The sequence below is a fragment of the Olleya sp. KJ81-1 genome (assembly GCF_055808135.1).
Genome location: NZ_CM147854.1, coordinates 1479904 through 1506892, shown reverse-complemented (window position 1 = coordinate 1506892; position 26989 = coordinate 1479904). Strand labels below are relative to the sequence as shown.

Annotated in this window: 37 protein-coding genes and 1 pseudogene; 19 read left to right on the top strand and 19 right to left on the bottom strand. The window is 31.2% G+C overall.

Features of this window, described 5'->3' with window-relative positions:
- Position 1: 1 nt before the first annotated feature.
- Both AC0L3M_RS07185 and AC0L3M_RS07180 read right to left on the bottom strand, forming a co-directional pair.
- Positions 2–154 carry a hypothetical protein gene (locus AC0L3M_RS07185; RefSeq protein WP_341587097.1) on the bottom strand — a complete coding sequence of 51 codons (153 nt, stop codon included), beginning with the start codon at positions 152–154 and terminating at the stop codon, positions 2–4.
- A 9-nt stretch (positions 155–163) separates the two neighbouring features.
- Positions 164–1528: an NAD-dependent succinate-semialdehyde dehydrogenase gene (locus AC0L3M_RS07180; RefSeq protein WP_473432351.1), complete on the bottom strand. Its 1365-nt coding sequence runs from the start codon at positions 1526–1528 to the stop codon at positions 164–166.
- Between the two features lie 181 nt (positions 1529–1709).
- Between AC0L3M_RS07180 and AC0L3M_RS07175 the strand changes: the two genes are divergently transcribed.
- The 6 genes from AC0L3M_RS07175 (at position 1710) to AC0L3M_RS07150 (ending at position 4424) form a co-directional block, all read left to right on the top strand.
- Complete coding sequence (locus tag AC0L3M_RS07175; RefSeq protein WP_292947585.1) at positions 1710–2036, top strand: YtxH domain-containing protein; 327 nt, start codon at positions 1710–1712, stop codon at positions 2034–2036.
- The gene (locus AC0L3M_RS07170; protein ID WP_292947582.1) at positions 2037–2384 is read left to right on the top strand and encodes a hypothetical protein; all 348 of its coding nucleotides are present in this window, start codon (positions 2037–2039) and stop codon (positions 2382–2384) included. It abuts the gene before it with no gap.
- The gene (locus tag AC0L3M_RS07165; RefSeq protein WP_145002302.1) at positions 2384–2587 is read left to right on the top strand and encodes a hypothetical protein; all 204 of its coding nucleotides are present in this window, start codon (positions 2384–2386) and stop codon (positions 2585–2587) included. The genes AC0L3M_RS07170 and AC0L3M_RS07165 overlap by 1 nt, the downstream gene beginning before the upstream one ends.
- A gap of 22 nt (positions 2588–2609) precedes the next feature.
- Positions 2610–3044, top strand: a complete 435-nt coding sequence (locus AC0L3M_RS07160) for a hemerythrin domain-containing protein (RefSeq protein WP_473432350.1) — start codon at positions 2610–2612, stop codon at positions 3042–3044.
- Between the two features lie 8 nt (positions 3045–3052).
- Positions 3053–4093 carry a DNA topoisomerase IB gene (locus AC0L3M_RS07155; protein WP_473432349.1) on the top strand — a complete coding sequence of 347 codons (1041 nt, stop codon included), beginning with the start codon at positions 3053–3055 and terminating at the stop codon, positions 4091–4093.
- Positions 4094–4265: 172 nt separating this feature from the next.
- On the top strand, positions 4266–4424 hold the full coding sequence (locus tag AC0L3M_RS07150) for a DUF1328 domain-containing protein (protein WP_145002296.1): 159 nt from the start codon (positions 4266–4268) through the stop codon (positions 4422–4424).
- Positions 4425–4435: 11 nt separating this feature from the next.
- Here AC0L3M_RS07150 and AC0L3M_RS07145 read toward each other — a convergent pair whose 3' ends face one another.
- Positions 4436–4819, bottom strand: a complete 384-nt coding sequence (locus AC0L3M_RS07145) for an arsenate reductase family protein (RefSeq protein WP_473432348.1) — start codon at positions 4817–4819, stop codon at positions 4436–4438.
- 176 nt (positions 4820–4995) lie between these two features.
- Between AC0L3M_RS07145 and trxB the strand changes: the two genes are divergently transcribed.
- Positions 4996–5979, top strand: coding sequence for a thioredoxin-disulfide reductase (gene trxB / locus AC0L3M_RS07140; protein ID WP_473432347.1), 984 nt, complete (start codon positions 4996–4998; stop codon positions 5977–5979).
- Between the two features lie 87 nt (positions 5980–6066).
- On the opposite strand, the gene AC0L3M_RS07135 is transcribed toward trxB, so the two are convergent.
- From AC0L3M_RS07135 to AC0L3M_RS07115, 5 genes are all read right to left on the bottom strand, one after another.
- Entirely contained in the window at positions 6067–6804 is a 738-nt protein-coding gene (locus AC0L3M_RS07135) for a GIN domain-containing protein (protein WP_473432346.1), read from the bottom strand.
- A gap of 290 nt (positions 6805–7094) precedes the next feature.
- Positions 7095–8189 carry a hypothetical protein gene (locus AC0L3M_RS07130; protein ID WP_473432483.1) on the bottom strand — a complete coding sequence of 365 codons (1095 nt, stop codon included), beginning with the start codon at positions 8187–8189 and terminating at the stop codon, positions 7095–7097.
- 146 nt (positions 8190–8335) lie between these two features.
- Positions 8336–8944, bottom strand: coding sequence for a PspC domain-containing protein (locus AC0L3M_RS07125; protein WP_473432345.1), 609 nt, complete (start codon positions 8942–8944; stop codon positions 8336–8338).
- Positions 8937–9281 (bottom strand): PadR family transcriptional regulator, encoded by a 345-nt coding sequence (locus AC0L3M_RS07120; protein ID WP_145002286.1) that lies wholly within the window; start codon positions 9279–9281, stop codon positions 8937–8939. Before AC0L3M_RS07120 ends, AC0L3M_RS07125 begins: the two co-directional genes overlap by 8 nt.
- 67 nt (positions 9282–9348) lie before the next feature.
- Positions 9349–9795 (bottom strand): DUF4870 domain-containing protein, encoded by a 447-nt coding sequence (locus AC0L3M_RS07115; RefSeq protein WP_292947564.1) that lies wholly within the window; start codon positions 9793–9795, stop codon positions 9349–9351.
- Between the two features lie 144 nt (positions 9796–9939).
- Between AC0L3M_RS07115 and AC0L3M_RS07110 the strand changes: the two genes are divergently transcribed.
- The 7 genes from AC0L3M_RS07110 to AC0L3M_RS07080 all read left to right on the top strand — a co-directional run bounded on the left by AC0L3M_RS07110 (position 9940) and on the right by AC0L3M_RS07080 (position 15065).
- Positions 9940–10395 (top strand): DUF4442 domain-containing protein, encoded by a 456-nt coding sequence (locus tag AC0L3M_RS07110; RefSeq protein ID WP_292947562.1) that lies wholly within the window; start codon positions 9940–9942, stop codon positions 10393–10395.
- 60 nt (positions 10396–10455) lie between these two features.
- Positions 10456–11286: a TIGR00266 family protein gene (locus AC0L3M_RS07105; RefSeq protein ID WP_145002280.1), complete on the top strand. Its 831-nt coding sequence runs from the start codon at positions 10456–10458 to the stop codon at positions 11284–11286.
- A gap of 147 nt (positions 11287–11433) precedes the next feature.
- Positions 11434–11631, top strand: coding sequence for a hypothetical protein (locus tag AC0L3M_RS07100; RefSeq protein WP_028281676.1), 198 nt, complete (start codon positions 11434–11436; stop codon positions 11629–11631).
- 133 nt (positions 11632–11764) lie between these two features.
- Positions 11765–12118, top strand: a complete 354-nt coding sequence (locus AC0L3M_RS07095; protein ID WP_292947557.1) for a hypothetical protein — start codon at positions 11765–11767, stop codon at positions 12116–12118.
- Positions 12119–12188: 70 nt separating this feature from the next.
- Positions 12189–12992, top strand: coding sequence for an MbnP family protein (locus tag AC0L3M_RS07090; protein ID WP_339808573.1), 804 nt, complete (start codon positions 12189–12191; stop codon positions 12990–12992).
- A 62-nt stretch (positions 12993–13054) separates the two neighbouring features.
- Positions 13055–14101: a cytochrome-c peroxidase gene (locus AC0L3M_RS07085; RefSeq protein WP_473432344.1), complete on the top strand. Its 1047-nt coding sequence runs from the start codon at positions 13055–13057 to the stop codon at positions 14099–14101.
- Positions 14079–15065: a transporter family protein gene (locus AC0L3M_RS07080; protein ID WP_473432343.1), complete on the top strand. Its 987-nt coding sequence runs from the start codon at positions 14079–14081 to the stop codon at positions 15063–15065. Before AC0L3M_RS07085 ends, AC0L3M_RS07080 begins: the two co-directional genes overlap by 23 nt.
- A 36-nt stretch (positions 15066–15101) precedes the next feature.
- Here the strand turns inward: AC0L3M_RS07080 and AC0L3M_RS07075 are convergent, their stop codons facing one another.
- Positions 15102–16040 (bottom strand): hydrogen peroxide-inducible genes activator, encoded by a 939-nt coding sequence (locus AC0L3M_RS07075; RefSeq protein ID WP_473432342.1) that lies wholly within the window; start codon positions 16038–16040, stop codon positions 15102–15104.
- 104 nt (positions 16041–16144) lie between these two features.
- On the opposite strand from AC0L3M_RS07075, the gene AC0L3M_RS07070 reads away from it, so the two are divergent.
- Both AC0L3M_RS07070 and AC0L3M_RS07065 read left to right on the top strand, forming a co-directional pair.
- Entirely contained in the window at positions 16145–16624 is a 480-nt protein-coding gene (locus AC0L3M_RS07070) for a Dps family protein (protein ID WP_145002270.1), read from the top strand.
- A gap of 123 nt (positions 16625–16747) precedes the next feature.
- On the top strand, positions 16748–17404 hold the full coding sequence (locus tag AC0L3M_RS07065) for a methyltransferase domain-containing protein (protein WP_473432341.1): 657 nt from the start codon (positions 16748–16750) through the stop codon (positions 17402–17404).
- Positions 17405–17429: 25 nt separating this feature from the next.
- Here AC0L3M_RS07065 and AC0L3M_RS07060 read toward each other — a convergent pair whose 3' ends face one another.
- From AC0L3M_RS07060 to AC0L3M_RS07050, 3 genes are all read right to left on the bottom strand, one after another.
- Entirely contained in the window at positions 17430–17849 is a 420-nt protein-coding gene (locus AC0L3M_RS07060; protein WP_473432340.1) for a BLUF domain-containing protein, read from the bottom strand.
- A 136-nt stretch (positions 17850–17985) separates the two neighbouring features.
- Entirely contained in the window at positions 17986–18453 is a 468-nt protein-coding gene (locus AC0L3M_RS07055; protein ID WP_473432339.1) for a DUF2141 domain-containing protein, read from the bottom strand.
- A gap of 103 nt (positions 18454–18556) precedes the next feature.
- Positions 18557–19804, bottom strand: coding sequence for an OmpA family protein (locus AC0L3M_RS07050; protein ID WP_473432338.1), 1248 nt, complete (start codon positions 19802–19804; stop codon positions 18557–18559).
- A gap of 192 nt (positions 19805–19996) precedes the next feature.
- Between AC0L3M_RS07050 and AC0L3M_RS07045 the strand changes: the two genes are divergently transcribed.
- On the top strand, positions 19997–20599 hold the full coding sequence (locus AC0L3M_RS07045; protein WP_473432337.1) for a trimeric intracellular cation channel family protein: 603 nt from the start codon (positions 19997–19999) through the stop codon (positions 20597–20599).
- On the opposite strand, the gene AC0L3M_RS07040 is transcribed toward AC0L3M_RS07045, so the two are convergent.
- The 5 genes from AC0L3M_RS07040 to AC0L3M_RS07020 form a co-directional block, all read right to left on the bottom strand.
- Positions 20596–20922, bottom strand: a complete 327-nt coding sequence (locus AC0L3M_RS07040) for a DMT family transporter (protein WP_473432336.1) — start codon at positions 20920–20922, stop codon at positions 20596–20598. The genes AC0L3M_RS07045 and AC0L3M_RS07040 overlap by 4 nt on opposite strands.
- 107 nt (positions 20923–21029) lie before the next feature.
- The gene (locus AC0L3M_RS07035; RefSeq protein WP_473432335.1) at positions 21030–21395 is read right to left on the bottom strand and encodes a DUF2200 domain-containing protein; all 366 of its coding nucleotides are present in this window, start codon (positions 21393–21395) and stop codon (positions 21030–21032) included.
- Positions 21396–21502: 107 nt separating this feature from the next.
- A complete protein-coding gene (locus AC0L3M_RS07030) occupies positions 21503–23659 on the bottom strand; it encodes a M3 family metallopeptidase (RefSeq protein WP_473432334.1) in 2157 nt (718 codons plus the stop codon).
- Between the two features lie 42 nt (positions 23660–23701).
- The gene (locus AC0L3M_RS07025; RefSeq protein WP_473432333.1) at positions 23702–24172 is read right to left on the bottom strand and encodes a peptidylprolyl isomerase; all 471 of its coding nucleotides are present in this window, start codon (positions 24170–24172) and stop codon (positions 23702–23704) included.
- Between the two features lie 35 nt (positions 24173–24207).
- Positions 24208–24387: a hypothetical protein gene (locus tag AC0L3M_RS07020; RefSeq protein ID WP_473432332.1), complete on the bottom strand. Its 180-nt coding sequence runs from the start codon at positions 24385–24387 to the stop codon at positions 24208–24210.
- A 7-nt stretch (positions 24388–24394) separates the two neighbouring features.
- On the opposite strand from AC0L3M_RS07020, the gene AC0L3M_RS07015 reads away from it, so the two are divergent.
- Positions 24395–25036 carry an NUDIX hydrolase gene (locus tag AC0L3M_RS07015; RefSeq protein WP_473432331.1) on the top strand — a complete coding sequence of 214 codons (642 nt, stop codon included), beginning with the start codon at positions 24395–24397 and terminating at the stop codon, positions 25034–25036.
- A gap of 47 nt (positions 25037–25083) precedes the next feature.
- Positions 25084–25886 (top strand): annotated as a pseudogene (locus tag AC0L3M_RS07010) (lysophospholipid acyltransferase family protein).
- An 11-nt stretch (positions 25887–25897) separates the two neighbouring features.
- On the opposite strand, the gene AC0L3M_RS07005 reads toward AC0L3M_RS07010, so the two are convergent.
- Together AC0L3M_RS07005 and AC0L3M_RS07000 are read right to left on the bottom strand one after the other, a co-directional pair.
- Entirely contained in the window at positions 25898–26359 is a 462-nt protein-coding gene (locus tag AC0L3M_RS07005; protein WP_473432330.1) for a hypothetical protein, read from the bottom strand.
- Entirely contained in the window at positions 26359–26907 is a 549-nt protein-coding gene (locus AC0L3M_RS07000; protein ID WP_473432329.1) for a hypothetical protein, read from the bottom strand. The genes AC0L3M_RS07005 and AC0L3M_RS07000 overlap by 1 nt, the downstream gene beginning before the upstream one ends.
- Positions 26908–26989: the final 82 nt, after the last annotated feature.

Here is a 26989-nt window from a genome sequence, read left to right as displayed (position 1 = left end):
ATTAAAACCATTTGAAAAAGAAACCAGAAATTAATACTGCCACGACAAGCAATAGTAATATTATTACTACAAAGCCACTTGTTAATTTAGTTGTTTTATCTTTTTGTAAAATGTAATCTTTTCTATCTTCGTTTTTATCTTTTATTAAACTCATATTTTAGTTTTATTTGTTAATGTATACTGTTTTTGTGTTTACAAATTCTAATATTCCTTCTTTTGACAATTCTCTACCATAACCTGAGGCTTTTGTTCCGCCGAAAGGCAATCTAGGATCAGATTTTACCATTTCGTTTATAAATAAAGCACCATCAGGGATTTGACTGATATTATCATAAATGCCATCAATATCATTTGTGAAAATCATTGTACCCAAACCGAATCTAGAATTTTTTGCTAGCTGTAAAGCATCTTGTTTATCCTTAGCTTTAATGATTGCTGCTACAGGTCCAAAAGTTTCTTCATCAAAAACTGGCATTCCAGGCGTAACATTAGTAATTATAGTTGGTTGGTACTTTGCTTTTTCTCTGGTATTACCATAGTGCACAGTTGCGCCTTTTTTTAATGACTCGGTTACTTGTTTTTCTAATTCTTCAGCTAAATCTTCTCTTGCCATGACGCTCATATAGGTGTCTTTGTCTTCAGGTTTTCCATATTTTAAAGCGTTTACCTTTTTAGTGAATTGCTCTAAAAAAGTGTCGTAAATTTTTTCTGTAACAATAAACCGTTTCGCAGCAATACAACTTTGACCATTATTTTGCATTCTGGCGCTGACCATTGTGTCTAAATATTTATCTAAATTTGCGTCATCTAATACAACACAAGCATTATTACCACCTAATTCTAATACCGTTTTTTTAAGGCTTTTTCCAGCAATGGCTGCTATACTTTTTCCAGCTTTTTCGCTACCAGTAAGTGTCACTGCTTTTACTATATCATTTTGGATTACCGCTTCTAAATCCTTGTGGTTAATTAGTAAAGCTTGAAAACATCCTTCAGGATAACCTGCATCGATAAATAATTTTTGTATCGCAATTGCTGTACCTGTTGAATTTGATGCATGTTTTAAAAGCCCCACATTACCAGCTGTCAATGTTGGAACAGCAAATCTAAAAACTTGCCAAAAGGGATAATTCCAAGGCATTATGGCTAATATTGTACCTAAGGGATCGTAGCTTATAAAACTTTCTGAAGCTTCAGTTTTAATGATTTGATCAGATAAAAAGTTGTCTGCATTAGCAATGTAAAAATCACAAAGGACAGCACATTTTTCAATTTCGGCAATACCTTGTTCTATAGGTTTTCCCATTTCGGTTGCCATTAATGTGGCATAATCTTCTTTGTTTTCTTCTAATAGATTAGCTAAGTTTTTTAATAATTTGGTTCTGTTAGGAATTTCGGTTTGGCTCCAAGTTTCAAACGTTGTGTTTGAAACAGTTAATATGTTAGAAATTTCTTCTGGTGTGTGATAATTATATTTATTAATTACGTCACCTGTATGCGGATTAGTTGTGATTATTTGCTTTTTCATTGGTTTTATTTTTTGTTAAAATTATAAATAATCCATAGTAATTTCTGATTTAAATCTTATTTTAACATAGATTTATCAATTTATTTAAAGTTTTATTAAGAATAATTAAACGCTTATATTTTATCTTTGTTTCAAGCTGATACAAACCATCAGTATAAATATTAACTATAAAAAAAATAAAATGAGCAAGAACACAAATACAGCGTTAGGACTATTATTAGGAGGAGCAATTGGAGCAACTTTAGGAATATTATTTGCACCAGATAAAGGTGTAAATACAAGAAAAAAACTTAAGGACGACGCAATTGCTACTAAGGATAAATTAGCAGATAGTGCTTTGCATTTAAAGGATCAAGTAGCTAGTACTATAACGTCACAAAAACATAGTTTAGATTCTCAGTTAGAAACTGTAATTTCTGATGCAAGTTATAAAGCAGACGATGTAATTACGACGTTAGAAAGTAAATTAAAAGATTTAAAAGCGAAGAATAAAAAACTTCAAAAATAGATGACTGTTTTTGAATCCATACAAGATACCTCGAATCAAGCGATTGATAAAGGTGAAGAATATTTAAAAAAATCCCATGAGTATTACAAGCTAAAGGTTTTTCAGCAATTGACAATGTCAATTAGTTTAGTTTTAAAATCATTATTAATTGGTGGATTAATACTTATAGGATTTGTTTTTGTAGCGGTTGCTGGAGCAATTGCTATAGGTAACATGTTAGATAGTTTTTCACTTGGCTTTTTAATTGTCGGTCTTATTTTTATGTTATTTTCTGCAGTTATTTATTTAATAAGAAAACAGATTAACAGTAAGGTTATTCAATCACTGTCAAAAACATTTTTTGAATAATGATGAAACAATATAAAACAGAACACGATTTAGAGAATGACCTTAAAAGACTTAGTCTTGAAAAGCAAATTGCATGGGAAGAATTAAAATCTATTAAAGGAGACTTTAAAGAAGCTGTGCAACCTCCAAATTGGTTACAAACAGGTTATAAAATGTTTACAAAATTTGGAATGATGATGTTATTCAAAAAAATAATAAAATAATCTAACCATTAAAAATCAACCAATGACCATATTTGAATCCATAAGAAAAGACCATGATACCCAAAGGGAATTACTAGATCAGTTAGTAAAAACTACAGGAGATAGTAAACAACGAGATAAGATTTATAAGCAGTTAAAAAATGAATTAAATATTCATGCAGAAGCGGAAGAGCGTCATTTTTACAAACCACTTATAAGTAATGACATGATGCAGGAAAAAGCTAGACATGGTATTGCGGAACATCACGAAATTGACGAATTATTAGAGCAATTGGATGATACGGAATATAGCTCTTCAGCTTGGCTTAAACTAGCTAAAGATCTTAAAGAAAAAGTAGAGCATCATCTAGAAGATGAAGAACACAAGTTTTTTCAGTTGGCAGGAAAAGTTTTTAATGACACCCAAAAAACAGCGTTAGCAAAAGATTATAGATCGTATATGGATACTAATTTATAGATTTATAAGTGAAAGCTTTACATACAGATATTTACAATCAAATTCTTTTACAACCAGAACAGGTTATAGAAGAATTTGATTTGGTTTATACCAATCCTTCTCATTTAAAGATAATTAGAGAACGTTTAGATGATGACTTTATTTTTAAACTTAAAAATAGAGTCATCAAGGAGAAAAATGAAATAAACAGAATTAAACAGTTGGTCATTCCTCCAGCGTGGAATAATGTAAAAATTTCTCAGTTAAAAAACGGTCACTTACAAGTGGTAGGTCGTGATGCTAAAAATAGAAAACAATATAGGTACCATCCTAAATGGAGTAAAATTAGAAATCAAACCAAATTTTATAAAATGTATCTTTTTGGGCAACAGTTACCTAACATAAGAGCACAAGTAGAGGTTGATTTGGACCAAACCACATGGACGCAAACCAAAGTATTAGCATTGATTGTAAGATTAATGGAAGAAACACATATACGGATTGGTAACACACAATATGCTAAACGTAATGAAACCTATGGTCTTACTACATTAAGGTCTAAACATGTAAATACTTTTAAGGATAAAATTCAGTTTGAATTTGTTGGTAAAAAAGGTAAAGCACACAAAGTTTCTATTAGAAATAAAAAGCTAATAAAATTAGTTAATAAATGTGAAGAAATTCCTGGTTGGGAGTTGTTTCAGTATTACGATGCTAATGGGGAAAAACAAAAGATTGATAGTGCTATGTTAAATAATTATTTACAAGATTTAAGTGGGACGCTTTTTACTGCAAAAGATTTTAGAACATGGGCTGCAAGTATAATTTGTTTTGAAACCTTAAAGGAATTAGGATACACAGAAGATCCAAAATTAAATAAGGAACATATTTTACACGCTATGGATGTTACATCTAGTCAATTAGGAAATACAAGAAATGTCTGTCGTAAATATTATATACATCCAGCAATTATTGAAAATTACGAAGAAGGTACCATTGTTAATTATTTTGAATCTCCTAAAAAAAGAAGCAAATACCAGATCACTTCACACCCATGGAAAGCGCTTTAATGCGACTTTTAAAATCATATCAGCCAGAATTTTAATTGGGATTTCTTAATAACGTCTTAAATAGCAGTGTGCTTATGTTAAGTGCAGTTAAAGTCTTTGTAAATGCGTGTTAAACAGTATTATATAAGGTTGCATAAATTGTAAATTTGAATAATATTTAAAACAATTAATTATGCGCTGGACTATCTTTTTTATAATTCTTGCATTTATATCAGCTATTTTTGGTTTTGGTGACCTAGCAGGAAACTTAGCATTTTTGGCTAAGCTGTGTTTTTTTGTATTTGTAGCTTTGTTTATTGGTACAGTTTACAAGTTTATATCAGAACATTAAAAACTTTTAAATTAATTATTAGTACCTAAAAGCTGTCTTACTTGAGATGGTGTTTCAATTTTATAAAATTTATCTTCAATTACCAATATAGAATTAGCAAGTACTTCTGGATTGTTTTGTATTACTTTAATCCAATCCTCATCCGTTAATACCGCTTTATTATCATAATTTTTAGTAAAATCTGGATGCTCTTTATTTATTAGTTCAGCTACAGCTATATTTAATTTAGCAGCAATTTCTATCCATTGAGTGTCAGAAACTTTAGTTTTTGAAACATCAATTGTTAACGTTTTTTTTACACTATCTTGGATATATGCTAATGTTTGTTTGTCTACATTAGAGTTAGAATTATAGTAAAACGTATTTTTATTAGTGTTTGTCGCTATCACACCCATTGGTTTTTAAAATTAAATTAGAGTTTCAAGTTAGAATATTTCAAATAAAGTTTTCTTAAAAAAAGAAAAAAATAGACTATAAGAACTCTTTATTCTTTAATAATAACTTTTAATAAGTCTAGTGTAAGTTTTCTTATAAAAATTCTACTTTTGTAGAAGATAAAAATGAATATAATATGTCAGAGAATATAGAAAAAGTAAAATGTTTGATAATAGGTTCTGGACCTGCAGGATATACAGCAGCAATATATGCAGCAAGAGCTAATATGAAACCTGTTTTATACCAAGGAACACAACCTGGTGGACAATTAACAACTACAAACGAAGTTGAGAATTTTCCTGGTTACCCAGAAGGTATTACTGGTCCAGCAATGATGATGGAGCTACAAAAGCAAGCTGAACGTTTTGAAACAGATGTTAGAGATGGTTGGATTACTAAGGTAGATTTTTCTGGAGATGTACATAAAGTATGGGTTAATGGTGAAAAAGAAATCCACTGTGATACCGTAATTATATCAACTGGAGCAAGTGCTAAATATTTAGGGTTAGACTCTGAGCAAAAATATTTAAAACTAGGAGGAGGAGTTTCTGCTTGTGCTGTTTGCGATGGTTTTTTCTACAGAAATCAAGAAGTGGTAATTGTTGGAGCAGGAGATAGTGCTTGTGAAGAAGCACATTACTTATCAAAATTATGTACTAAGGTAACCATGTTAGTTAGACGTGATGAGTTTAGAGCGTCTAAAATTATGGCTGAACGTGTTAAAAATACAAAAAACATAGAAATCCTTTTTAATACCGAAACGGAAGAAGTTATTGGTGACGGTCAGGTTGTAACAGGTGTTAAGGTTTTAAATAACCAAACAAAGCAATCACACTTAATTCCAGCGACTGGATTTTTTGTAGCAATTGGACACAAACCTAATACAGATATTTTTAAAGGCTTTTTAGATTTAGATGAAACAGGTTACATTATTAATGCTAAACCAGGAACCTCTAAGACAAATATTGATGGGGTTTTTGTTAGTGGAGATGCTGCAGACCATGTGTACAGACAAGCTATAACAGCAGCAGGTACAGGATGTATGGCAGCTTTAGATGCAGAACGTTATTTAGCAGCTAAAGATTCTTCTTTTGAGGTTAGTACTTCTACTTATAACTAGTATTTAAATTTTAAAACAAAAAAAACCGAAGCAATTGCTTCGGTTTTTTTTGTTTTTTTATTCTTTTATTTTATTAATATAATAGTCTTATTTTTTCTTTAAAATAGCATTATCCTCAAAGGTTTCAATTGTGATTTTAGAGCTTCCAAAGATTTCTATTATTGAAGATCCTGAGGCTTTTACCACTAATTCTCCACTAACATCTACGTAAGCTTCAGCTCTATTTTCTGTAGTAACAGTTGCGTTTTTTGATGTTAAATTTTGGCCATTAAAATCCGTCGAGTTATCAGCATTTAATATTAAATTAGCTGTATCACCTTCAATTTTTGCATCTGCACTCTCTAACATATCAACGACTATTTTGGACGCGTTAATTAATGCCTCAACCTTACTGCTTCCGTTTAACTCTAAAGTAGCAGCTTTTGCAGTAATATTTAATTCAGCTTTAGCTTTATCATTATTTATTAGTTTAAATAAGTTACTATCTATTGTTAAGTAAGCTTCTGAACTACTTGAGGTTGTTAATGTTAAGTCATCAAATTTTAAGCTAGATTTAGAACTGATTTCTGCATCCTCCTTAAGCTCGATAGTATTTAAAAGCGAATTATAATATATGGTTATTTCAAGCTTTTTTTCTTGTAGCCTAGCAGTTGTCTTTAAACTTAAGGTGTTATCCTGAGACATTATTTTAATGTAATTATGTAGGTTTTCGTCTGTAGTAATTTCAATTCTAGTTGAATCTGCTTGTACTAAATTAACTTCAAAATCTTCTGTTAAAAGTAAACGTTCAAAAGCAGTAACAGGAGTGGATACCTTTGTAAGCACACGACTGCCTTTAACCTTTTCTTTTTTTGTGCAAACGTAAATGTAGTGGTAAGAAGTAAAAATAATGTAAGTAATTGTTTTGACATTTAAGTAAATTGATTTGTTAGTACAAATATAAGCAAAAACCATCCCAAACTTGATTAAAGCTTGAGATGGCTGGTTTTTTTGATTGATTGTTGTTGTAAAATTTGGTCTAAATTAAAACAAAATAGACACGATTGATGATACTAGATACTCGATTAATGCGATCATAATTGTTGGTTTTTGATTTGATTGATGATTGTATGATTTTAATTCTCGTCTTTGTTATTGGTTATGTTAATACCATCTTCTTCATTAATAGTGACTTTTACGTTTTTTGTACTTGCTTTTGCACCTTCGTCGTTAATAATAATATCCATAGTGTCTGTTTTTGCCACTATACCTTCCTGGTTTACAACTATGGTTGAGGTGTTGTCGTTATCTGAAGTCATGTCATTATCGTCATCACAATCCAAACATTCTAATTTAGCACGTTTTACTAGTAAAAAGTGTTCTTCCATTCCGTTATCTAAAATATCGTTATAATAATGACTGTTGTTTCTGTGGTAATTATACGTGCTTTCTTCAGCAAATAATACGCTTCCTTCAGGAAGATAAACCGTTAGTTCTACTTCTTGATCTCTTGATATGTCGTTGTTAGAGACTGTAAAGTAATTGTCTAATATTAAGTTATTGTTATCCAAAGTGTAATTATAGCTTATGTTTTTTGCTCTGTCTTTAGCTTTACTATAGCTGCTTCCTCTAGCTGATTTATCCACTCTAAGTTTAGCAACACTATCTTTAGTAGACTTAACAATTAGTCTAATACCTTGAGAAAACACAATCTCGTTTCCGTTATCGTCATCAGCACGTTGTAACCCATAATCACGTCTAAAACGTTCAGCAAAGGTGTCGTTGTAATTCATGCTAATCACTAAAGTATCATTAGTTTTAATGTTTGCTAATTGTTCTGTTTTAATGTCTGCAGCTTTTTCTTTATAGCTTAAGCCTTGTCTTGTACCAATAATAGCCAATCCAATTATTGCCATAATCCATAATCCAATTAAACTGTATTTAGCAACGTTACCCATTGGTTTTAGGTTGTTTACTAATATCTTTAAGCCTAAGTAAATAAAGAAAATAATTGGGATAACAGATACTATAAATATTAAGACTGGAAATAACCAAAAAAGCCCATCACCATCATTGAAAGTTCTAACATAATCTGTGGTAAAAAAGCCAAAATCGGCATTAAAAAAGGTCCCAAATATTAAACCTATTGCTAAAGCGATGATACCAGCAACGCATGATACTACAAGTGCAATACCAATAAATTTAGAAAAAATTTTAAATAAAGATGAAATAACGTTTCCTAAACCTCCAAAAAAGGATTTACTACTAGATTTGATCTTATTTGTATCTATCTTTTTTACCGAATCTGATATGTTGTCTGACGCTTGTCCAAAGCCTTCTTTAAACTTGTCCGCATGTTTTTGAAAATCTATATTTTTTACATTCTCTGATACGCTATCAAATCCGTCTCTAATTTTTTTTCGATATTAGAAATAGTGACTTCTTCTCCAGTCATGTTTAACTTATCAGCAGTCGTGGTTGCTTCTGGAATAAAAATCCATAATAATATGTACAAGAAAATACCAGTACCAGCTCCAAATACTAGAAGTATCCAAACTAATCTTACCCAAATAACATCAATATTAAAGTAGTGTGCTAATCCAGAACAGACACCACCAACATAGCTGTTATCGGTATCTCTAAATAGTTTTTTAGCATTACTGTTTTTAGATCTTGATGAAGCATGGCTTTTTGGAGTAGGTTCGTCCTCAAAAATTTCGTCATCTACCAAATAATCTTCAGGTTGTCCCATGATGGTAATAACATCCTCAACTTCTTTATTTCCAATAACTTGTCGGTCTGTTTTCATACGTTCAGAAAACAACTCGGCAATTCTAATTTCTATATCAGCGATAATTTCAGAACGACCTTGAGAGTCTGTAAATGAACGTTTTATAGCCTCAAGATAACGTTGCAGTTTTAAGTATGCATCTTCATCGATATGAAAAAATATACCTGCTAAATTTATATTGACTGTCTTATTCATTTTTAGTTGATTTAATTGATGTTACTATATTTACTGCATTTTGTAATTCGTTCCAAGTCGTGGTTAATTCTTTTAAAAAAAGATGACCTGTTTCTGTCAATCCGTAATATTTACGTGGTGGTCCAGAGGTGGATTCTTCCCAACGATAGTTAAGTAATCCAGCGTTTTTAAGTCGTGTTAATAAAGGGTATATTGTGCCTTCAACAACTAATAATTTAGCGTCTTTAAGTGTTTCTAATATTTCGGCAACGTATGCATCTTCGTCCTTTAAGACTGACAAGATGCAGTATTCCAGAACACCTTTGCGCATTTGTGCTTTTGTGTTTTCTATCTTCATAATTCTGTAAGATGTTTCATAATTAAACTGTTCGTTTTTTGATGATTTGATTGATTGATGATGTGTATTATTTGATAAATTTTATTGTAAATGGATATTTGTATGCTTGACCATCTCTTGCTTTTAGACTTGCATTAATTATAAAAATAATTTCTAATATAAAACCAAATACTGCTAGTAGTCCAATGCTACCACCAATATAAAATAGAGGTGACGGTTTGGTAAGATTAATATTAATGCCTTCAAAAGCCTGAAAATCTAATAAGTCTAAATGGTTAAATAAAGTGAAAGCAAAAAACGGTATACATAACGTACCAATGATTAAAGCATACAATAAAATACTAAACTGAAAATTAATAGCTTGTTTACCATGGGCATCAATAAACTCTGATTTATCTTTATTAGCAACCCATAATACTATTGGAGCTATTAAATTTCCGAAAGGAAATATAAACCTAGAAAAAGTTGATAAATGAATAAATGTTGCAAGATTTTTTTGATGACTGGTAACCATAATTCAAAAGTATATAATAGTTTCTTATGCAAATATATATCTTTAAAAAGGTATTATGCAATACAAAGTACTAAAAATTAACATATTTTTAACATAGTGTAATGTCAATTATTTTCGATAATTTAGCTAAAAATTGAATATATAATGAAGATAACTCCTAGTAAACTCAACACCTTTACAATACTTAAGTTACCATCAGCTTTTTTGTGTGGTGTTAGAACAAAAGTTTTAAATGATACACAATGCGTAACAACTGTAAAGCATAGATGGTTTAATCAAAACCCTTTTAATTCTATGTTTTGGGCTGTTCAAGGTATGGCTGCGGAATTTGCAACTGGTGCCATGATGATGAAGAAAATACAAGAAACAGGTAAAAAAGTATCCATGTTAGTCACCTCTAATAATGCTACGTTTACTAAAAAGGCTACAGGCAGAATTACCTTTGTGTGTAATGATGGTTTAAAAGTAGATCAAGCATTACAAAATGCTATAAAAACTGGAGAAGGTCAAACTATTTGGATGCAGGCTATTGGTACTAATACTGATGGAGTAGTAGTATCAACATTTAATTTTGAATGGTCTATTAAAGTAAAAAGCTAAACTCCAATTGTAACAAATTGTACAATTAAGCAACATATAATAAATTAAACCTTTACAAATATGTATCCAAAAGACGAATTACCTCAAAACAGTTTAAATGCACACGACATAGATTATAAAATTTATGGCGAAGAAATGCAATATGTAGAAGTAGAACTTGATCCACAAGAAGGCGTTATTGCCGAAGCAGGAAGCTTTATGATGATGGATGATGGTATTAAAATGGAAACCATATTTGGTGATGGCTCTCAAAACGATTCTGGTTTTTTAGGAAAAATATTTGGAGCAGGAAAACGATTGTTAACTGGAGAAAGTTTGTTTATGACAGCATTTTACAACAACTTGACAGGAAAGCGTAAAGTAAGTTTTGCGTCACCTTATCCTGGAAAAATTGTAGCTATTGATTTGCTAGAATACAAAGGTAAGTTTATATGTCAAAAAGATGCTTTTTTATGTGCAGCAAAAGGTGTTAGTGTAGGTGTAGAATTTAGTAAAAAATTAGGTCGTGGTCTTTTTGGAGGTGAAGGTTTTATTATGCAAAAATTAGAAGGAGACGGATTAGCTTTTGTACATGCAGGAGGAACTTTAGCAAGAAAAGTATTGCAACGAGGAGAGACATTAAGGGTTGATACAGGATGTATCGTTGGCTTTACTCAGGACGTAAATTATGATATAGAGTTTATTGGAGGTATTAAAAATACCGTTTTTGGTGGTGAAGGTTTATTTTTTGCAAAATTAGAAGGTCCAGGTGTAGTATATATTCAATCATTACCATTTAGTAGGTTAGCAGGACGTGTATTGCAAAGTGTACCAAGAGGAGGGAAAAGCAAAGGCGAAGGTAGTATTCTTGGTGGTTTAGGTGACTTGTTGGATGGTGATAATCGCTTCTAATTAAATAATTTTAACGTGTTTTTAACTGTTAAAATTTTGGATGCATCAATTTTGAACCTATTTTTTTGCTACCTTTAATCGAAACTTTTAAACCGTTTGCCTATAGCATACTATTACTTTTTATTTAACTAAACCTAATAATTAATTATGGCAAGAGCAATGTTTGAGTACACTAAAACTGTACTGCAAAAAGTTAGTTTTGATACCACGTTGTTTTGCAAAGAAGTCCAAAAAGCCTTAGAGCGACTTTTACCATATGAGGTAGAAGAGCTTAAAGTGTATATTGAGTCTTTAGTACAGCAAAACCCAAAATTAGACCAATGTTTAATATATCTAAACACTTAAAAATATAAAACTAAAAAGCGACCAACAGGTCGCTTTTTTTATATAAATAACATAAGTAATGTTATAAATTTGAACTAAATGCTATAACTTTGCAAAAATTTATTTTTCCCTGAAAAAACTATTTACAATATTATTGTTTTTATCCTTCGCAATACGTCCTATGTATTACGTTGGTTATGTGGCTTATTTTCAGTTAAATATAGATTACATTATAGATACCTATTGTGTTAATAAAGAAAAACCACAATTAGCCTGTAATGGTAAATGTCATTTAGCAAAACAATTGCAATCACCAATAAATGATGATAATGATAGTAAAGCAATAACTACTTTAGCAGAATCTTTTTTTCCTGTATTTTACTCGGAATACCAATATACTCTAGACGCTTCTTCGCTAGTGTTTTTTAATCAAAAAAATACAACGATTTATAACCAAAGGTATTCTTACAACTTTGATTATTTTCATTTTAAACCTCCAATAGTATAATTTTTTATTTTTCGGCTTAAGCCAAAATAGGCTTAATTACATTCTATTTAAATAAAAAATAACAATACAAATGAAATTATTAAAATACACATTTGCACTATTAGCGTGTGCAATATTTACAGCATGTTCATCAGATGATGATAATAATCAACCAGAAGATTTAACAGGACAAACAGGTGTAATTACACTTAAGTATGACAATGGAGTTGGTGATCAGGATTTTATATTTGGTACCACTTACAATAAATCTAATTCAGAATCTTTTAAATTAGAAACGTTAAAATACATGATTAGTAACGTAAGATTTACGGATTCTAATGGTAATATTTTTGAATACCCAACAGAGGATAACGTATTTATTATTAACGAGCTTGATGGTAATAATGCAGGCGAAATCTTTGTGACATTAGAAGGTGTGGACGCAGCTGATTACGTATCTGTTACTTTTGGTGTTGGTATTGACCAAGACAGATTTGCTTTAGGTGCAGCAGGTCAAGGTACTTTTTTAGACTATGCAACAGACCAAGGTATGATGTGGAGTTGGGCTTCTGGATATAAATTTATTAGATTAGATGGTACCTATTCTACAAGTGCAGTGTCTGACCAACCATTAGCAGTGCATATGGGAAGCGTTGGGACAGCATTAGATAATTATAAGGAAGTAACGTTAAGTTTTCCAAATACAGTTTTGGTTAGAGCAGATAAAACACCAGAAGTACATATTAAGGCAGATATAGCTAAAGTTTTTGATGGTACAACAACAGCTAATTTTGCTGATGGTTATGATCAAGTACATACAGATGTTAATGAGACACCAATAATCGCAACAAACATAGCTACAATGTTTGAGGTACATCACGTACATAACGATTAAAACTTATCTAATAACACCATTAAAGGCTAAGTGCTTTTAATGGTGTTTTAAATCTCATTATTATGAAAAAGTTAAGCCTTATAATTTTGGGCTTGGTTACACTGTTTGCGTGTTCTAATAGTACAGATACAGCAAACTATGTTCCCATACCTTTACAGTTAGATTTGCCATCTAATTTTCCAGATATAACTTATAATTTGGATAATAATCCTATAACAGACGCAGGTTTTGAATTGGGTAAAAGACTATTTTACGAAGGTAAATTATCCTCTAATGGTGCAATAGCTTGTGCTTTTTGTCATGAGCAAGCTTTTGCTTTTACACACCATGGACATAATTTAAGTCATGGTGTAAATGGAGGAATTGGTTTAAGAAATGCACAACCAATCCAAAATTTAGCTTATCAAACATCCTTTATGTGGGATGGTGCAGCATCGCATTTGGATTTGCAACCCATACTTCCTATTACTAGCGAGTTAGAAATGGGTGAAACCTTATCCAATGTTATTGCAAAATTACAACAGGACAGTTATTATCAAGAGCAATTTGCTAAAGCATTTGATGGTGGAGAAGTCAATACGGAAAACATGTTAAAAGCATTGTCTCAATTTATGTTAATGATGATTTCTTCTAACTCTAAGTACGATAAGTATGTTAGGCAAGAAGATAATGTTACATTAACAACAACAGAGTTGGATGGTTTAAATACGTTTCAAAATAAGTGCTCAAGCTGTCATGCTTCAGACCTTTTTACAGATCAAACCTTTAGAAACAATGGTTTGCCAATTAATCCACAATTAAACGATAAAGGACGTTTTAATATACTAGAAAACCCAGACGATTTGTATAAGTTTAAAGTGCCAAGCTTACGTAATGTAGAGGTGTCTTATCCTTATATGCACGATGGACGTTTTTCTACCTTAGAAGTCGTCTTAGATTTTTACGATTCTGGTATTGTGGATAATGGTAATGTAGATGCGTCATTACAAAAAACAGATGGGACTTACGGTATCTCACTTTCAGCATACGAAAAAGAGAGTTTAATAGCTTTCTTAAAAACATTAACCGATAATCAATTTTTAGAAGATGAACGTTTTGCAGAATATTAAATATTTAATAATAGGAGTCGTTTTATTTAGTGTCGCTAAAGCGGAAGCACATAATCCCGTAAACCCTTGTAATAAACATGAACCATTTCAGGTATTATGTGATTTATGTGGCTGTTCTACAAGTAGCGGAAGTTTTGGTTTTGGAACTTTAAGCAATGCTAACTTTGTTGGTTTAAGATATATTTATCAAAATTTTGAGTCTAAAAACGGGATTTTTGAAAACTCTCCAATTAGCAAGGAAACCTTTAATACCATACAATTATGGGCTCAAATACCAATTAATGATTCTTTTTATGTTACTACAAGTCTACCATATCAAGATTTGACAAGAGACTTTAATAACGTAAAAGAAAACCTAAACGGATTAGGAGATGCAAGTGTTATAGGATGGTACAAACACGTGTTTTATAAAAAGAAAGATGAAAACGTCGTAGACTTTAACCCTAATAAAGAACCATCAGGACATAGTCTGCAGTTTGGTTTAGGTGTTAAATTACCTACTGGCCAATTTGAACAAAGATTAGCAGATAATATTAATCCTGGATTTCAAGTTGGGACAGGTAGTGTTGATGGTGTTTTTTCTTTAGGTTATAATTATGGAAGTGACAAATTTGGTGTCAATACGCTACTTAGTTATTATTTAAAGGGCGAAAATAAAAATGACTACCAATTTGGAGATCAATTTAGTTATGCAGTAAACTTTTTTACTGCAATTCCGCGACAAAAAATGAATATCATGCCATTTGTTGGACTTTCAGGAGATGTATATGATTCTATTACACAATACGACGAAACGTTAAGAGATACAAATGGAGATATTTTAAACTTTAGCTTTGGATCCGAGTTGGCTATCGAAAAATTTATCTTTGGAGCTAGCTACACATTACCAGTTAGTCAAAACTTATTTGGTGATAATGTACAGTCTAAACAGCGATTGTCCGTTTATGTCAATTTTGCTCTTTAAAAAAAAAGCGACCATTTGGTCGCTTTTTTTATTTTATTATTTAGATATAGGACTAATTATTTGCACGTTTTGAAAAGCAATAGCACCTCTAACAATACCAGAAATCACGTCTTGCATTGCTTCGATAATTTGCATTTTAAGCTCGCTTTTATGATATATTAAGCTAACTTCTCTTGCAGGTGAAGGCTCTGCAAAATAATGTAGATTCTCTTTATCTCTATCATTTAAGTCTAAGGTATGTAAGTAAGGCATTAATGTCATGCCTAGACCTTCGTTAGATAATTTAACCAAAGTTTCTATACTACCACTTTCTATTTGAAACTTATCGTCACTATGGTTTTTAAAAGCCTTACATAAATTAATAACACCATCCCTAAAGCAATGACCATCTTCAAGTAAAAGCATATCATCTATTTCTAAGTCAGAGGTTTCTAACTTTTTCTTGTTTTTTAACCTGTGATTTTGTGGTACGTAAGCAACAAATGGTTCAAAATATAGGACGCGCTCTTTAATATTTTCGTTTTCTAAAGGTGTTGCAGCAATTGCAGCATCTAAATGACCATCGTTAATTCTAGATATTATTTCTTCGGTAGTTAACTCTTCAATTTTAAGTTTAACCTTAGGATATTTTTTAACAAAATTGGTTAAAAACATAGGTAATAATGTTGGCATAACGGTTGGGATAATACCAATCTTAAATTCGCCACCTATATAACCTTTCTCTTGATCTACAATATCTTGGATTCTGTAGGATTCATTAACTATATTTCTAGCTTGGGTTACTATTTTTTTACCTACTTCTGTTAACTCTATTGGTTTTTTACTTCTATCAAAAATTAAAACATCTAATTGATCTTCTAATTTTTGTATTTGCATACTTAATGTTGGCTGTGTTACAAAGCACTTTTGAGCAGCTTTTGTGAAATTTTGATTTTCTGCAACAGCAAGTACATAGGATAATTGAGTTATTGTCATCGATATAGTTTAAGACTATAAAAATATAAAATCTATCAATAAAACTTATATATTAATTGGTTTATTTAGTTGTAAATTTGAGTAAACAAATAAATTACAATACTATGACTTATAATAGCTTAGGACTAGACACAAAAAAAACTAAAGAATTAGCAGATCAATTAAATCAATTACTGGCTAATTTTCAGATATATTATCAAAACTTAAGAGGAATCCACTGGAATATTAAAGGTAAAAACTTTTTTGGATTACATGTTAAGTTTGAAGAGTTATACACAGATGCAAATATGAAAGTAGATTTAATTGCAGAGCGTGTTTTAACTTTAGGAGAAACACCATTGCATACTTTTGAAGACTACGTTAAAATAGCTAAAGTACCAGTAGGACATAATGTATCTAAAGATGAAAATGCTGTAGCTTTAATAGTAACATCTTTAACAGAATTATTAAAATTAGAACGTGACATTTTGGATGCTTCTGGAGATGCAAATGATGAAGGTACCAACGCTATGATTAGTGATTTTATCTCTGAGCAAGAAAAAACAATTTGGATGATGAATGCTTGGTTAGGTAAAAGCTTATAATGACATTAATTTTTGATTAAAAAAGAGCTACATAAGTAGCTCTTTTTTTTGAAACATAGTTTTTGTAGGTTTGCTAGATATACTTCTATAAAGTAAGTATTTTATGTGTTAATAGTTAAGACAATGAAGACTCCAAAAACACCTTGGCCAACCAAAGCAGCTATGGAACAGGTTTATAAATTAAACCTTTGGGGAAGTAATGCGTCAGAATTTTATTCAGGTGAAGGTTCGCATAATCCGGATTTGGTTAATCCATATATAGAGGTTATTGTGTCTTTTTTAAAAACATTTAAAACACCAATTAGTGTTTGCGATTTAGGCTGTGGCGATTTTAATATAGGAAGTAATTTGTATAATTATGCTAGTAAATATTTTGCTGTAGATATTGTACCAAGCTTGATTGATTATAACAAAAACAATTTTATAGCAAATAACTTGTCCTTTAGTTGTTTGGATATTGCTTTAGACGAATTACCGTCTGCAGATTGTGCCTTAATTAGGCAAGTTTTACAACATTTATCTAACAAAGAAGTCAAAAACATTTTGAAAAAGCTACAGGCTTACAAATATGTTATCATTACGGAACATATTCCATCATTTGATTTTATTCCTAATCTAGATATAATTTCGGGACAAGGTATTAGACTTAAAAAGCAGAGTGGTTTGGATGTTTTAAAAGCACCTTTTAATTTTAAGATTACATCTCAAGAAGTGCTTTTAACTATAAATTTAAAAGAAGGGAAAGGTAAAATTGTAACAACTAAGTATACACTACAATAAATTATTACTTAAAATAGTGTCAGGTTTAGATAGCAATGTTTTCTAATAATATGTCTGCAACTTGTGGAAGTCTATTAATTAAATCTTCTACAACCTTAGGATCGCTTAAATCTGTTCTTATACCAGGAATTAAACTTAATGAAGGATCATCAAAATCTGCACAACCCATACTCCAAATACCAAAAAGTCTAGTCTTTACTGTTTGATCATCAATTATTTTGATTTTACTATGTCTTATATCTCGACGTAAACGGTTTAACAGGTCGTCAATAATATTATGGTCTCCTTCTATGACCTGAACAAATAAACCATCCTTGTGCATTAGCACACCTGTAATATTATCTATTGTGTTAAATGCACGTGCGTCATGTAATAAATCTAATAAATCACGTTTATTAAAATGTTGTGTGGCTTGACTAGAGTAAATTATTCTACGACAGGTCATATATTGATTATTAAGTAGGTTGTTAAGAGTGTTGGTTATCACTAAGTTAATCAAAAAAAGATAATGTTGTAAAAAAATGTAAAATTAAAAAAGCCACGATATAGTGGCTTTATTTTAATTTGTTTTTTGAATAGTCCTAGAAGCGTACATCAAAGTTTAAATTTTCATTAGTTACTTCAAATTTAGCTTCAGAAAAATTAGGAGGACCATAAGATAGCGGATTGTTAGACATACCATAGTTTTCCTGAGGCATACCGTTTTCAAAATCCATACGATTATTTTCATTTTCATCATGTAATACCATTATTGCGTATGCACCAGGTTTTACATTTTTAAAAGTTACCGTTACAGTGTTATCTTTTATCGAGCTATTTATATTTTGTATGCCTTGACTTTTCATCCAAGTATCATTGGTATGTAAAGCAAACATTATTTGTCCGGAGTTGTTTTTTACTTTATTAACTACAACAGTGATAGTTTGACCAGTATCTGTAGTTTCATCAGTATCTACTTGAGCAAAGGAAAATGAAATGCTAAGCATAAAAACTACTAAGCTATTTACAAAAGTTAAGTACTGTTTTTTAGATGTTTTAAAAGTCTTCATAAGGTGTTGTTTTAATTGGTTAACACTTCAAATTTGCAATAAAGACAACTATTAGACTAAAAAACTGTACTCAACTGTTGTTTTTTATAGTTCAATTGTAGAATTAAATCATTGGTATGATTTCTACACGTCTGTTTTTATGTCTGCCTTCTTCCGTATTAGAAGAATCAACAGGAAATTCTTCACCAAAACCTCGCGTTAATAGTTTGGTTTTATCAATACCTTTTGCAACTAAATAATCTCTAACAGCATTGGCTCTAGCTAAAGACAGTTTTAAATTAGTTTCTGCAGAGGACGTATTATCTGTGTGTCCTGATATTTCGTAAGTTTTAATGTTTGATTTTGTAATGTAAGAGGCTACATTATCTAATATTTTTTTGCTTTCAGCTGTGATTTCAGATTTACTTAATTCAAAATAAATTAAAACAGCTTTTGGTTTAGATGTTATTTTTATTTCATTAATATCAGCTTCAGGAGGACAACCATTATTGTTGTTTAGTCCTTTAACAGAAGGACATTTGTCAAATTTGTCTGGTACACCATCATTATCGGTATCAGGTAAAGGACAACCGTTATTAGTTTTGTCTCCAGCAAAATTTGGACATTTGTCATATGGGTCTGCAACACCATCGTTATCAGCGTCTGGACAACCATTTAAAGTTCCAGCGATATCTGGACAATTATCTTCTTGATCCATTATACCATCTTTATCTGTATCTGGGCAACCATTAAACATTGCTAAACCAAATACATTAGGACAATTATCTTCTTTATTAATTATACCATCGTTGTCGTTATCTGTTCCACCAAATTTAAAAATTATACCAACAGAATGTTGGAAGTGGCTTATACCATAATCGTCTAATGCATGTTTATAAATGGATTGACCTGTCAACCCAAAATTATAAGTCAACCAAACATTTAATCCAACACCAGCATTTGCTGTAAGTGATTTACCTAGTGTATCAACCCAAGTTAATCCACCTCCTATAGCAACATATGGGTTTACATTAAAATTATTTATAACGTTATATTTAGCTAGACCATCTAAAGCTATTAATGAAAACTTTTTGTCAACATCAATATAGTTTTGCTTGATTCCTGTCAATGTTACAGAACCTTCCAAAGATAAATTACCTGTTAGGTGTCTAGAAATTGCGCCTTTAAAACCAGCAGCTTCCCAATTCCAGGTTTTAAAACGTCCTAAATTATTGGGTGCTTTTAGCACAGGGTTATTAATTGCATTAGTGCTTAGACTAGCTGTCCATGGAGAATACACATCTTGCGCTTGTAAATTTTGAGATACAGATAGTAGCAGGACAACAGTTAGTAGTAAAACTAATCGTTTCATTTTTTTAGAATATTGGTTAATAGCATGACCAATATAGTTTAAATAATAATAATATTAAAACTAATAAGATTAACGGTTAGCTTAGGCAGATTAACTCGTACAAGTCGTTTGTTAAATCCAATTTTGATAATTATTATAGTTTAAGGTCTTAGGTTTATTTTATAAAAACTAATTTTGCTTTTTAAATTTACTATGTTTTACATTATAGATATTTTAGGAACAATTGCTTTTGCAATTTCAGGTGTATTGGTAGCGCTAAATAAGCGTATGGATGCTTTTGGTATTTTAATTATCGCATTTGTCACAGCTGTTGGAGGAGGTACTTTAAGAGATGTTTTAATTGGCGAAACACCTGTTAGCTGGATGAAGGATATGACTTTTATTTACGTTGTTATAGCATCTACTATTTTTGCTGTTGTTTTTAGATCTAAAATTGATTATTTACGTAAATCCTTGTTTTTGTTTGATACTATTGGTATTGGATTATATACAGTTGTTGGCGTTGAAAAAGGAATTTCGGCTGGATTACATCCTATTATTTGTATTTTTTTAGGTACAATGAGTGCTTGTTTTGGAGGTGTAATTAGAGATATTTTATGTAATGAAATTCCTGTGATTTTTAGAAAAGAAGTGTATGCAACAGCTTGTATTTTGGGTGGAGCTACCTATTTTGCTGTCATTAAATTACCCATAGCATCAGACTTTGTTTTTGTAATTGCTGGAGCAGTAGTAATAACCGTAAGACTTATTGCTGTAAAGTTTAAAATTAGTTTACCTAATTTATATAAAGATTAATTAGTAACTACTTTTAATCCTACTATAGATATTATTAAAGTGGTAATAAAAAATAGTCTCCAAAAAGTTGCAGGCTCATCAAAAACTACAATCCCTAAAATGACTGTCCCAACAGCTCCAATACCTGTCCATACAGCATAGGCTGTCCCTATAGGTAGTTGTTTGGTAGCTTTTAAAAGTAATAACATACTTATAACTAGACAGATTATAAATCCAATATACCAATAGGTAGCTATTGTACCACTAGACTCTTTTGCTTTACCAAGACAGGCAGCAAAAGCTACTTCAAATAATCCAGCAATGATTAAAATAATCCAATTCATATATTTAGCAGAGTTATTTAATTTTAATCAAAAATAAAGTATTTAAATAGATTTAATATAACAAAGTAAGATTGAATGAGGATAAATAACAATAGAGTTAAAAAGAATCAATTCTGTCTTAAAATTTTATCCATTTTACGACCTCTAGCCAATTCATCGACTAATTTATCTAAGTACCTTACTTGCTGTGTTAAAGGAAACGTTATGTCCTCAATACGATAACCACAAATTACACCTTTAATAAGGTTAGCATTTGGGTTAAGTGTTGCCTCTTCAAAAAAGGTTTTAAATGATACTTTTTTGTCAATTAAGGTTTCAATTGTTTTAAAATTGTAGCCTGTCAACCACTGGATGACTTGATGTAATTCCTCAATTGTACGTCCTTTTTTTTCTACTTTAGTCACATAATGTGGATATACGGAAGCAAAAGTCATTTTAGCAATTCTTTCATCTTGTTTAGCAGTAACTATCATATTGTTAAAATTTTTGAAAGCCTAAATAGCTATCTTTAAAAAAATAATAACCCTATAAATAAGTTTTAGAAACTATAAATAGGGTTATTTTATTAAACTATAATAAATTATTGATTTGTTGTAACCGGAAAACCTCTATCACGCATTAAAGCTTCAATTTTAGCACCTCGACCTCTAAATAAATTATAAGCTTCGGCTGGATCCATACTATTTCTTGGTGCAAATAAGTACTTAACTAATTTATCTGCTAAAGCTTTGTCATAAAAACCATCAGGTGCATCTTTAAATGCTTCCGAAGCATCGCTAGTTAGGACATCTGCCCACATATAACCATAATAAGCTGTAGCGTACCCTTCGCCAGAAAACACATGACCAAAATGTGGTGTTCTGTGACGCATTGGTAACTCTTTTGGCATATTAAGTGTCGCTAAAGTTTCGGTTTCAAACTTAGCAATATCAATATCTGTTGGGTCTGCTAAATGTAATTTCATATCCATTAAGGCAGATGCTAGATATTCTGTAGTAGCAAAACCTTGATTAAATGTTGCTGCTTTTTTGATTTTAGCCACAAGTGTCTCAGGAATTGGTTCTCCTGTTTTATAATGCACTAAAAACTGATTAATAACTTCATCTGTAGATAACCAACGTTCTAATAATTGACTCTGAAACTCAGTATAATCTCTAACACCTCCATTTAATGTTGGGTATTTTACATTAGATGAAAAGAAGTGTAATGCGTGTCCAAATTCATGAAAGAAAGTTTCGGCATCATCCCAAGATATTAAAACCGCTTCGCCAGGAGCAGCTTTTACAAAGTTAGAGTTGTTAGATGCTAATACTGTTTTAGGACCATCAAAAGTGGTATGACTTCTATAGGTTGTAGCCCAAGCACCAGATCGTTTTCCTGGTCTAGCAAATGGATCTAAATACCAAAGTCCAATGTGTTTTCCAGAATCTAAATCTGTAACTTCCCAAACTTTAACGTCTTCATGAAACACAGGTACTTTTCCCTCTTCTACTGGAGTGAATTTATAATTAAATAAACGTCCAGCTGTATAAAATAAGGCTTGTGTTAATTTGTCTAATTGTAAGTATTGTTTGACCTGATCACTATCTAAATCGTATTTTTTTTGACGTACTTTTTCAGCGTAAAAACGATAATCCCAAGGTGCAATTTCTATATTTTTACCAGCAGCATCAGCTACAGCTTGCATATCTGCAACTTCTTCTTTTACTCTTGCAATAGCTGCAGGCCACACAGCTTCCATTAATGCCATAGCGTTTTCTGGTGTTTTTGCCATACGATCTTGCAAACGCCATTCGGCATAATTAGAGTAGCCTAATAATTTTACACGCTCTCTTCTAAGTTTTAAAATTTCTGCGATAAGCGCTTTATTATCATAAGCATCTCCATTATCTCCTCTAGAGTAGTAGTTGGTCCAAACTTGCTCGCGCAATTCACGTTTAGTACTATAAGTTAAAAACGGATCCATTGAAGATCTTGTATTTGTGATAGCATACATGCCATCCTTACCATTATCTGTTGCTATTTTTGCTGCAGATTTTATAAAACCATCACTTAATCCGTCAAGTTGGTCTTTAGTTAAATATGTGATATAGTTTTCTTCGTCATGTAAAACGTTATCTCCAAATTTGTTATATAGTGTGGATAATTCTTTATTTATTTCAGCATAACGTTTTTTCTTGGCGTCGTCTAATTCGGCTCCATTCATCTCAAAACGCTTGTAAACCAATTCTGTAACACGTTGCTGGTCTGCAGGAAGTGGGTTGGTTTGTGAGGCATCATAAACCGCTTTTACGCGTTTAAATAAAGCTTCGTTTTGATTAATTTTAGAAGTATAATCAGATAATTTAGGAGCTAAAGCACTTTGCACATCTCTAAATTCTGGACTACTCATATTGCTACTAAAAATACCATAATACGTAAATACATTATCTAGGCTATGACCTGCACGTTCCATAGCTTCAATAGTATTTTTAAAAGTTGGTGCTTCCGTATTATTTGCAATAGTCTCAATATCAATTAGACCTTGTTCAATGCCTTCTAAAACAGCAGGTTGGATTTGGTCAACTTTCATTTTGTCAAAAGCAGGAACACCACCATAAGGTCCTGTAAAGTCTTTAAGCAATAGGTTATCACTCATAGGTTTAGAATTGTTGTTGGTTGTAGCATCTTTTTTACAACTAGTACTAAGTAAAATAATAGTACAGGTTAGGATGCAGTAAATGGCATTTGTTTTCATAGTTTAATTAATTATAGCTTAAAAATACTTAAAAGTAAGTCACTATTCTAAAATTTTGACTGTTTTAATATAGATATTGGTAAGTGGCCAATCAGACTCGTCAACAGTTACTGCATTAATCTTATCAACAACATCCAAACCATTGATGACTTCTCCAAAAATAGTAAAGTCACCATCTAAATGAAACGCATCTTGTTGTGTGATAAAAAACTCGTAAGGAGAGGCTAATTTATGTGGATTTTCAATATCACTACTAGGCATAGAGATTACACCTCTTTTATGTGTAAATCCACGTTTGGTATCTGTTGGTAATAGATAGTGACCAATTTTACCACGTTTGGCAGCAACTTTTACATTGTCTGTATTACCACCTTGAATGATAAAGTTTTTAACCACACGATGAAATTGCGTATTATCAAACGCACCTTGTTTAGTCAGAAAAATAAAATTGGCACGATGAAACTTTGTAATGTCATGCAATAAAATATCAATATTACCCATGGTTGTTACCAACCGCACTTTGTTTTCTTTGTTATTAGTCTCGTATTCTAAAAAAAGTCCATTGCGTTATCCTCTGTCAAGTAAGGATATTTACGCGTTGGTATGGTGTCTTTCTTTATAGTATCAATAGTTGTTTTAGATAAGTTTGTTGTCGATTTAGATTTGGATTGTTTATCTTCACAATTAAGAAAGATTAAACAAAAACCAACCAATAATAATACGCGCATTTTTAAAATGAATTTTAATGAATTTGTCATAGCGTTACCAAAAATAAAAAATATACCATTGCCAGCCGAAGCATCGCAGCTTAAAATGGTGCCACCTTATAGGCAAGATTTAGTCAAGCAGCAAGGTGATAATATCAAAAATGCCAGACAAAGTGCAGTTTTAGCCTTGTTTTATCCGGATTTGGAAGCGCAAACTAAACTTATTTTAATTTTAAGAAAAACGTATAAAGGGGTTCATTCTGGACAAGTTGGTTTTCCAGGAGGAAAAGTAGAGTTAGAAGATAAGGATTTGATGCAAACAGCATTACGCGAAACGCATGAAGAAGTTGGTGTACATCCAGAATTAGTTACAGTCTATAAAAAACTAACACAAGTTTACATTCCGCCTAGTAATTTTTATGTTCAACCGTTTATTGGATTGGCTTCTCAAACACCAATATTTACTAAACAAGATACAGAAGTAGAGGATTTGTTAGAGGTTTATCTAACGGATTTGTTAAGCGATGGTAATTTAACTTCCAAAAAAGTTAAGACTAGTTATGGTGCTGAGGTTGAGGTGCCTGCCTTTAATTTGAGTAATCATTTGGTTTGGGGAGCAACAGCTATGATGCTTAGCGAAGTCAAAGACTTGTTAAAAGCAACCCTTTAACGTAAAGGTTTTTCTATATTTGTATTTACTAAATGTAAAATAAAACTATGGGTTTATTTAAAAAAATCCTTTCGGACATATACTTTTTGTTAAAAAATGGTTGATAAGAATCCTTGGTGTCTTGACACATAGACGTTATAGAGGGTTTAATGAGTTACAAATAGAAGGGTCTGATATTATAAGAAACTTACCAGATACCAACGTATTATTTATTTCTAATCACCAAACGTACTTTGCAGATGTAATTGCAATGTTTCATGTCTTTAATGCAGCATTAAGTGATAGGCAAGACACCATAAAAAACGTGGGTTATTTATGGAATCCAAAATTAAATTTTTATTACGTTGCAGCTAAAGAGACAATGAAGGCTGGATTATTACCTAAAATATTTGCATACACAGGATCTATTAGTATAGAACGTACTTGGCGTAGCGAAGGTAAAGACGTAAATAGACAAGTTAAAATGTCTGACATTTCGGCTATTAAAAAAGCATTGGATGACGGTTGGGTAGTTACATTCCCACAAGGGACAACCACACCTTTTAAACCAATCCGTAAAGGAACAGCGCACATTATAAAACGTCATAAGCCAATAGTCGTACCTATAGTAATTGATGGTTTTAGACGTAGTTTTGACAAAAAAGGATTACGTATTAAAAAGAAAAATGTATACCAATCTTTTGAGATTAAAGAACCCTTAAAAATTGATTACGAAAACGACTCTATTGCAGATATTGTAGAGCAAATTGAATATGCTATTGAGCAACATCCATCGTTTTTAAAAGTGATACCTCAAGCAGAATTATTAGCGCAAGAAGAACTTAATAAGCAACGTGAGTTTTTAGGGTAATAGTCGTTAGGTTAAATACAGCTTTCAGACGTTTTTACATCTATAACCTGACCTTCAGCTTTTGCTTTTTTGTCCTTTTCGGATCCTAAAGCCATACCAATTACCATACCTATTAGTAGTCCAAAAGTTAAGCTTAATGGTCCTAAAGCCATACCAAACACTAATCCAAGACACATACCTATTGGCATGTATGTATTGGCATAATGACCAATAGTAATTAAATTAAACTTCTGTTTTAAATAAGCTAATAACTGTTGCAAATTTTTAGATAAAACCTTAATGTTTGTATCAGATTGTAAGTTTATTAGCTCCAGCTCATTATGTATCGATTTTAATTCTGCATCGTTAAAATCACGCAGATTTAAATCGTTAAATACTCTAATAAAGTTGTCGTATATACGACATTCCTTTTTTGTAGATAATTCAGTTTTTAAGCCTTTAAAAAAAGCAATATAGTTATCAAAAGTCTGCATTATACTTCTATTTTTTTAAGCTCGTTGTAGTTTCTATTTAATCGTTTTAATAAAATACCATAGATTAGTTTATAAAACAACCAGATTATAGTAACAAAAATAACTGTCACTAAAGTAAACACACCAACCATGACCATAAATTGCGTATTATTAAAATGCTCAATTTTTTCAACTAATTTGGGATCATGTTTACTAGAATAATAAAAACCAAATATCATCGATACAGACGCCATAATTAGATTGTACAGCACATAATACTTAATTACCTTTCTAGTTTTAATAATGCTTTTCATTAAACGTCTAGCATTATCAGTTACAGATATAGATTTGTATGATTTATATAATAAATACACAAATAGTATAATAATAGCGTAGGATAGGACACTTAAAATTATAAACAAATTACTGCTATATAATTCTTCATGTTTAGCACGATACGTATCAGACATTATAAACGGTAGCGCATTTATAACAATCCAAAAAACTAGTTCGGCAACACTTATATAAAATAGCGTCTTAACAATACTAGACGACTTTTTTAACAACATAGGGTAAATTTGCGAGGCAGATTTTTTTCAAATTTAGCATCACTTTTAACCCAATCCTTCTTCAATAATTCTAATTCATCCA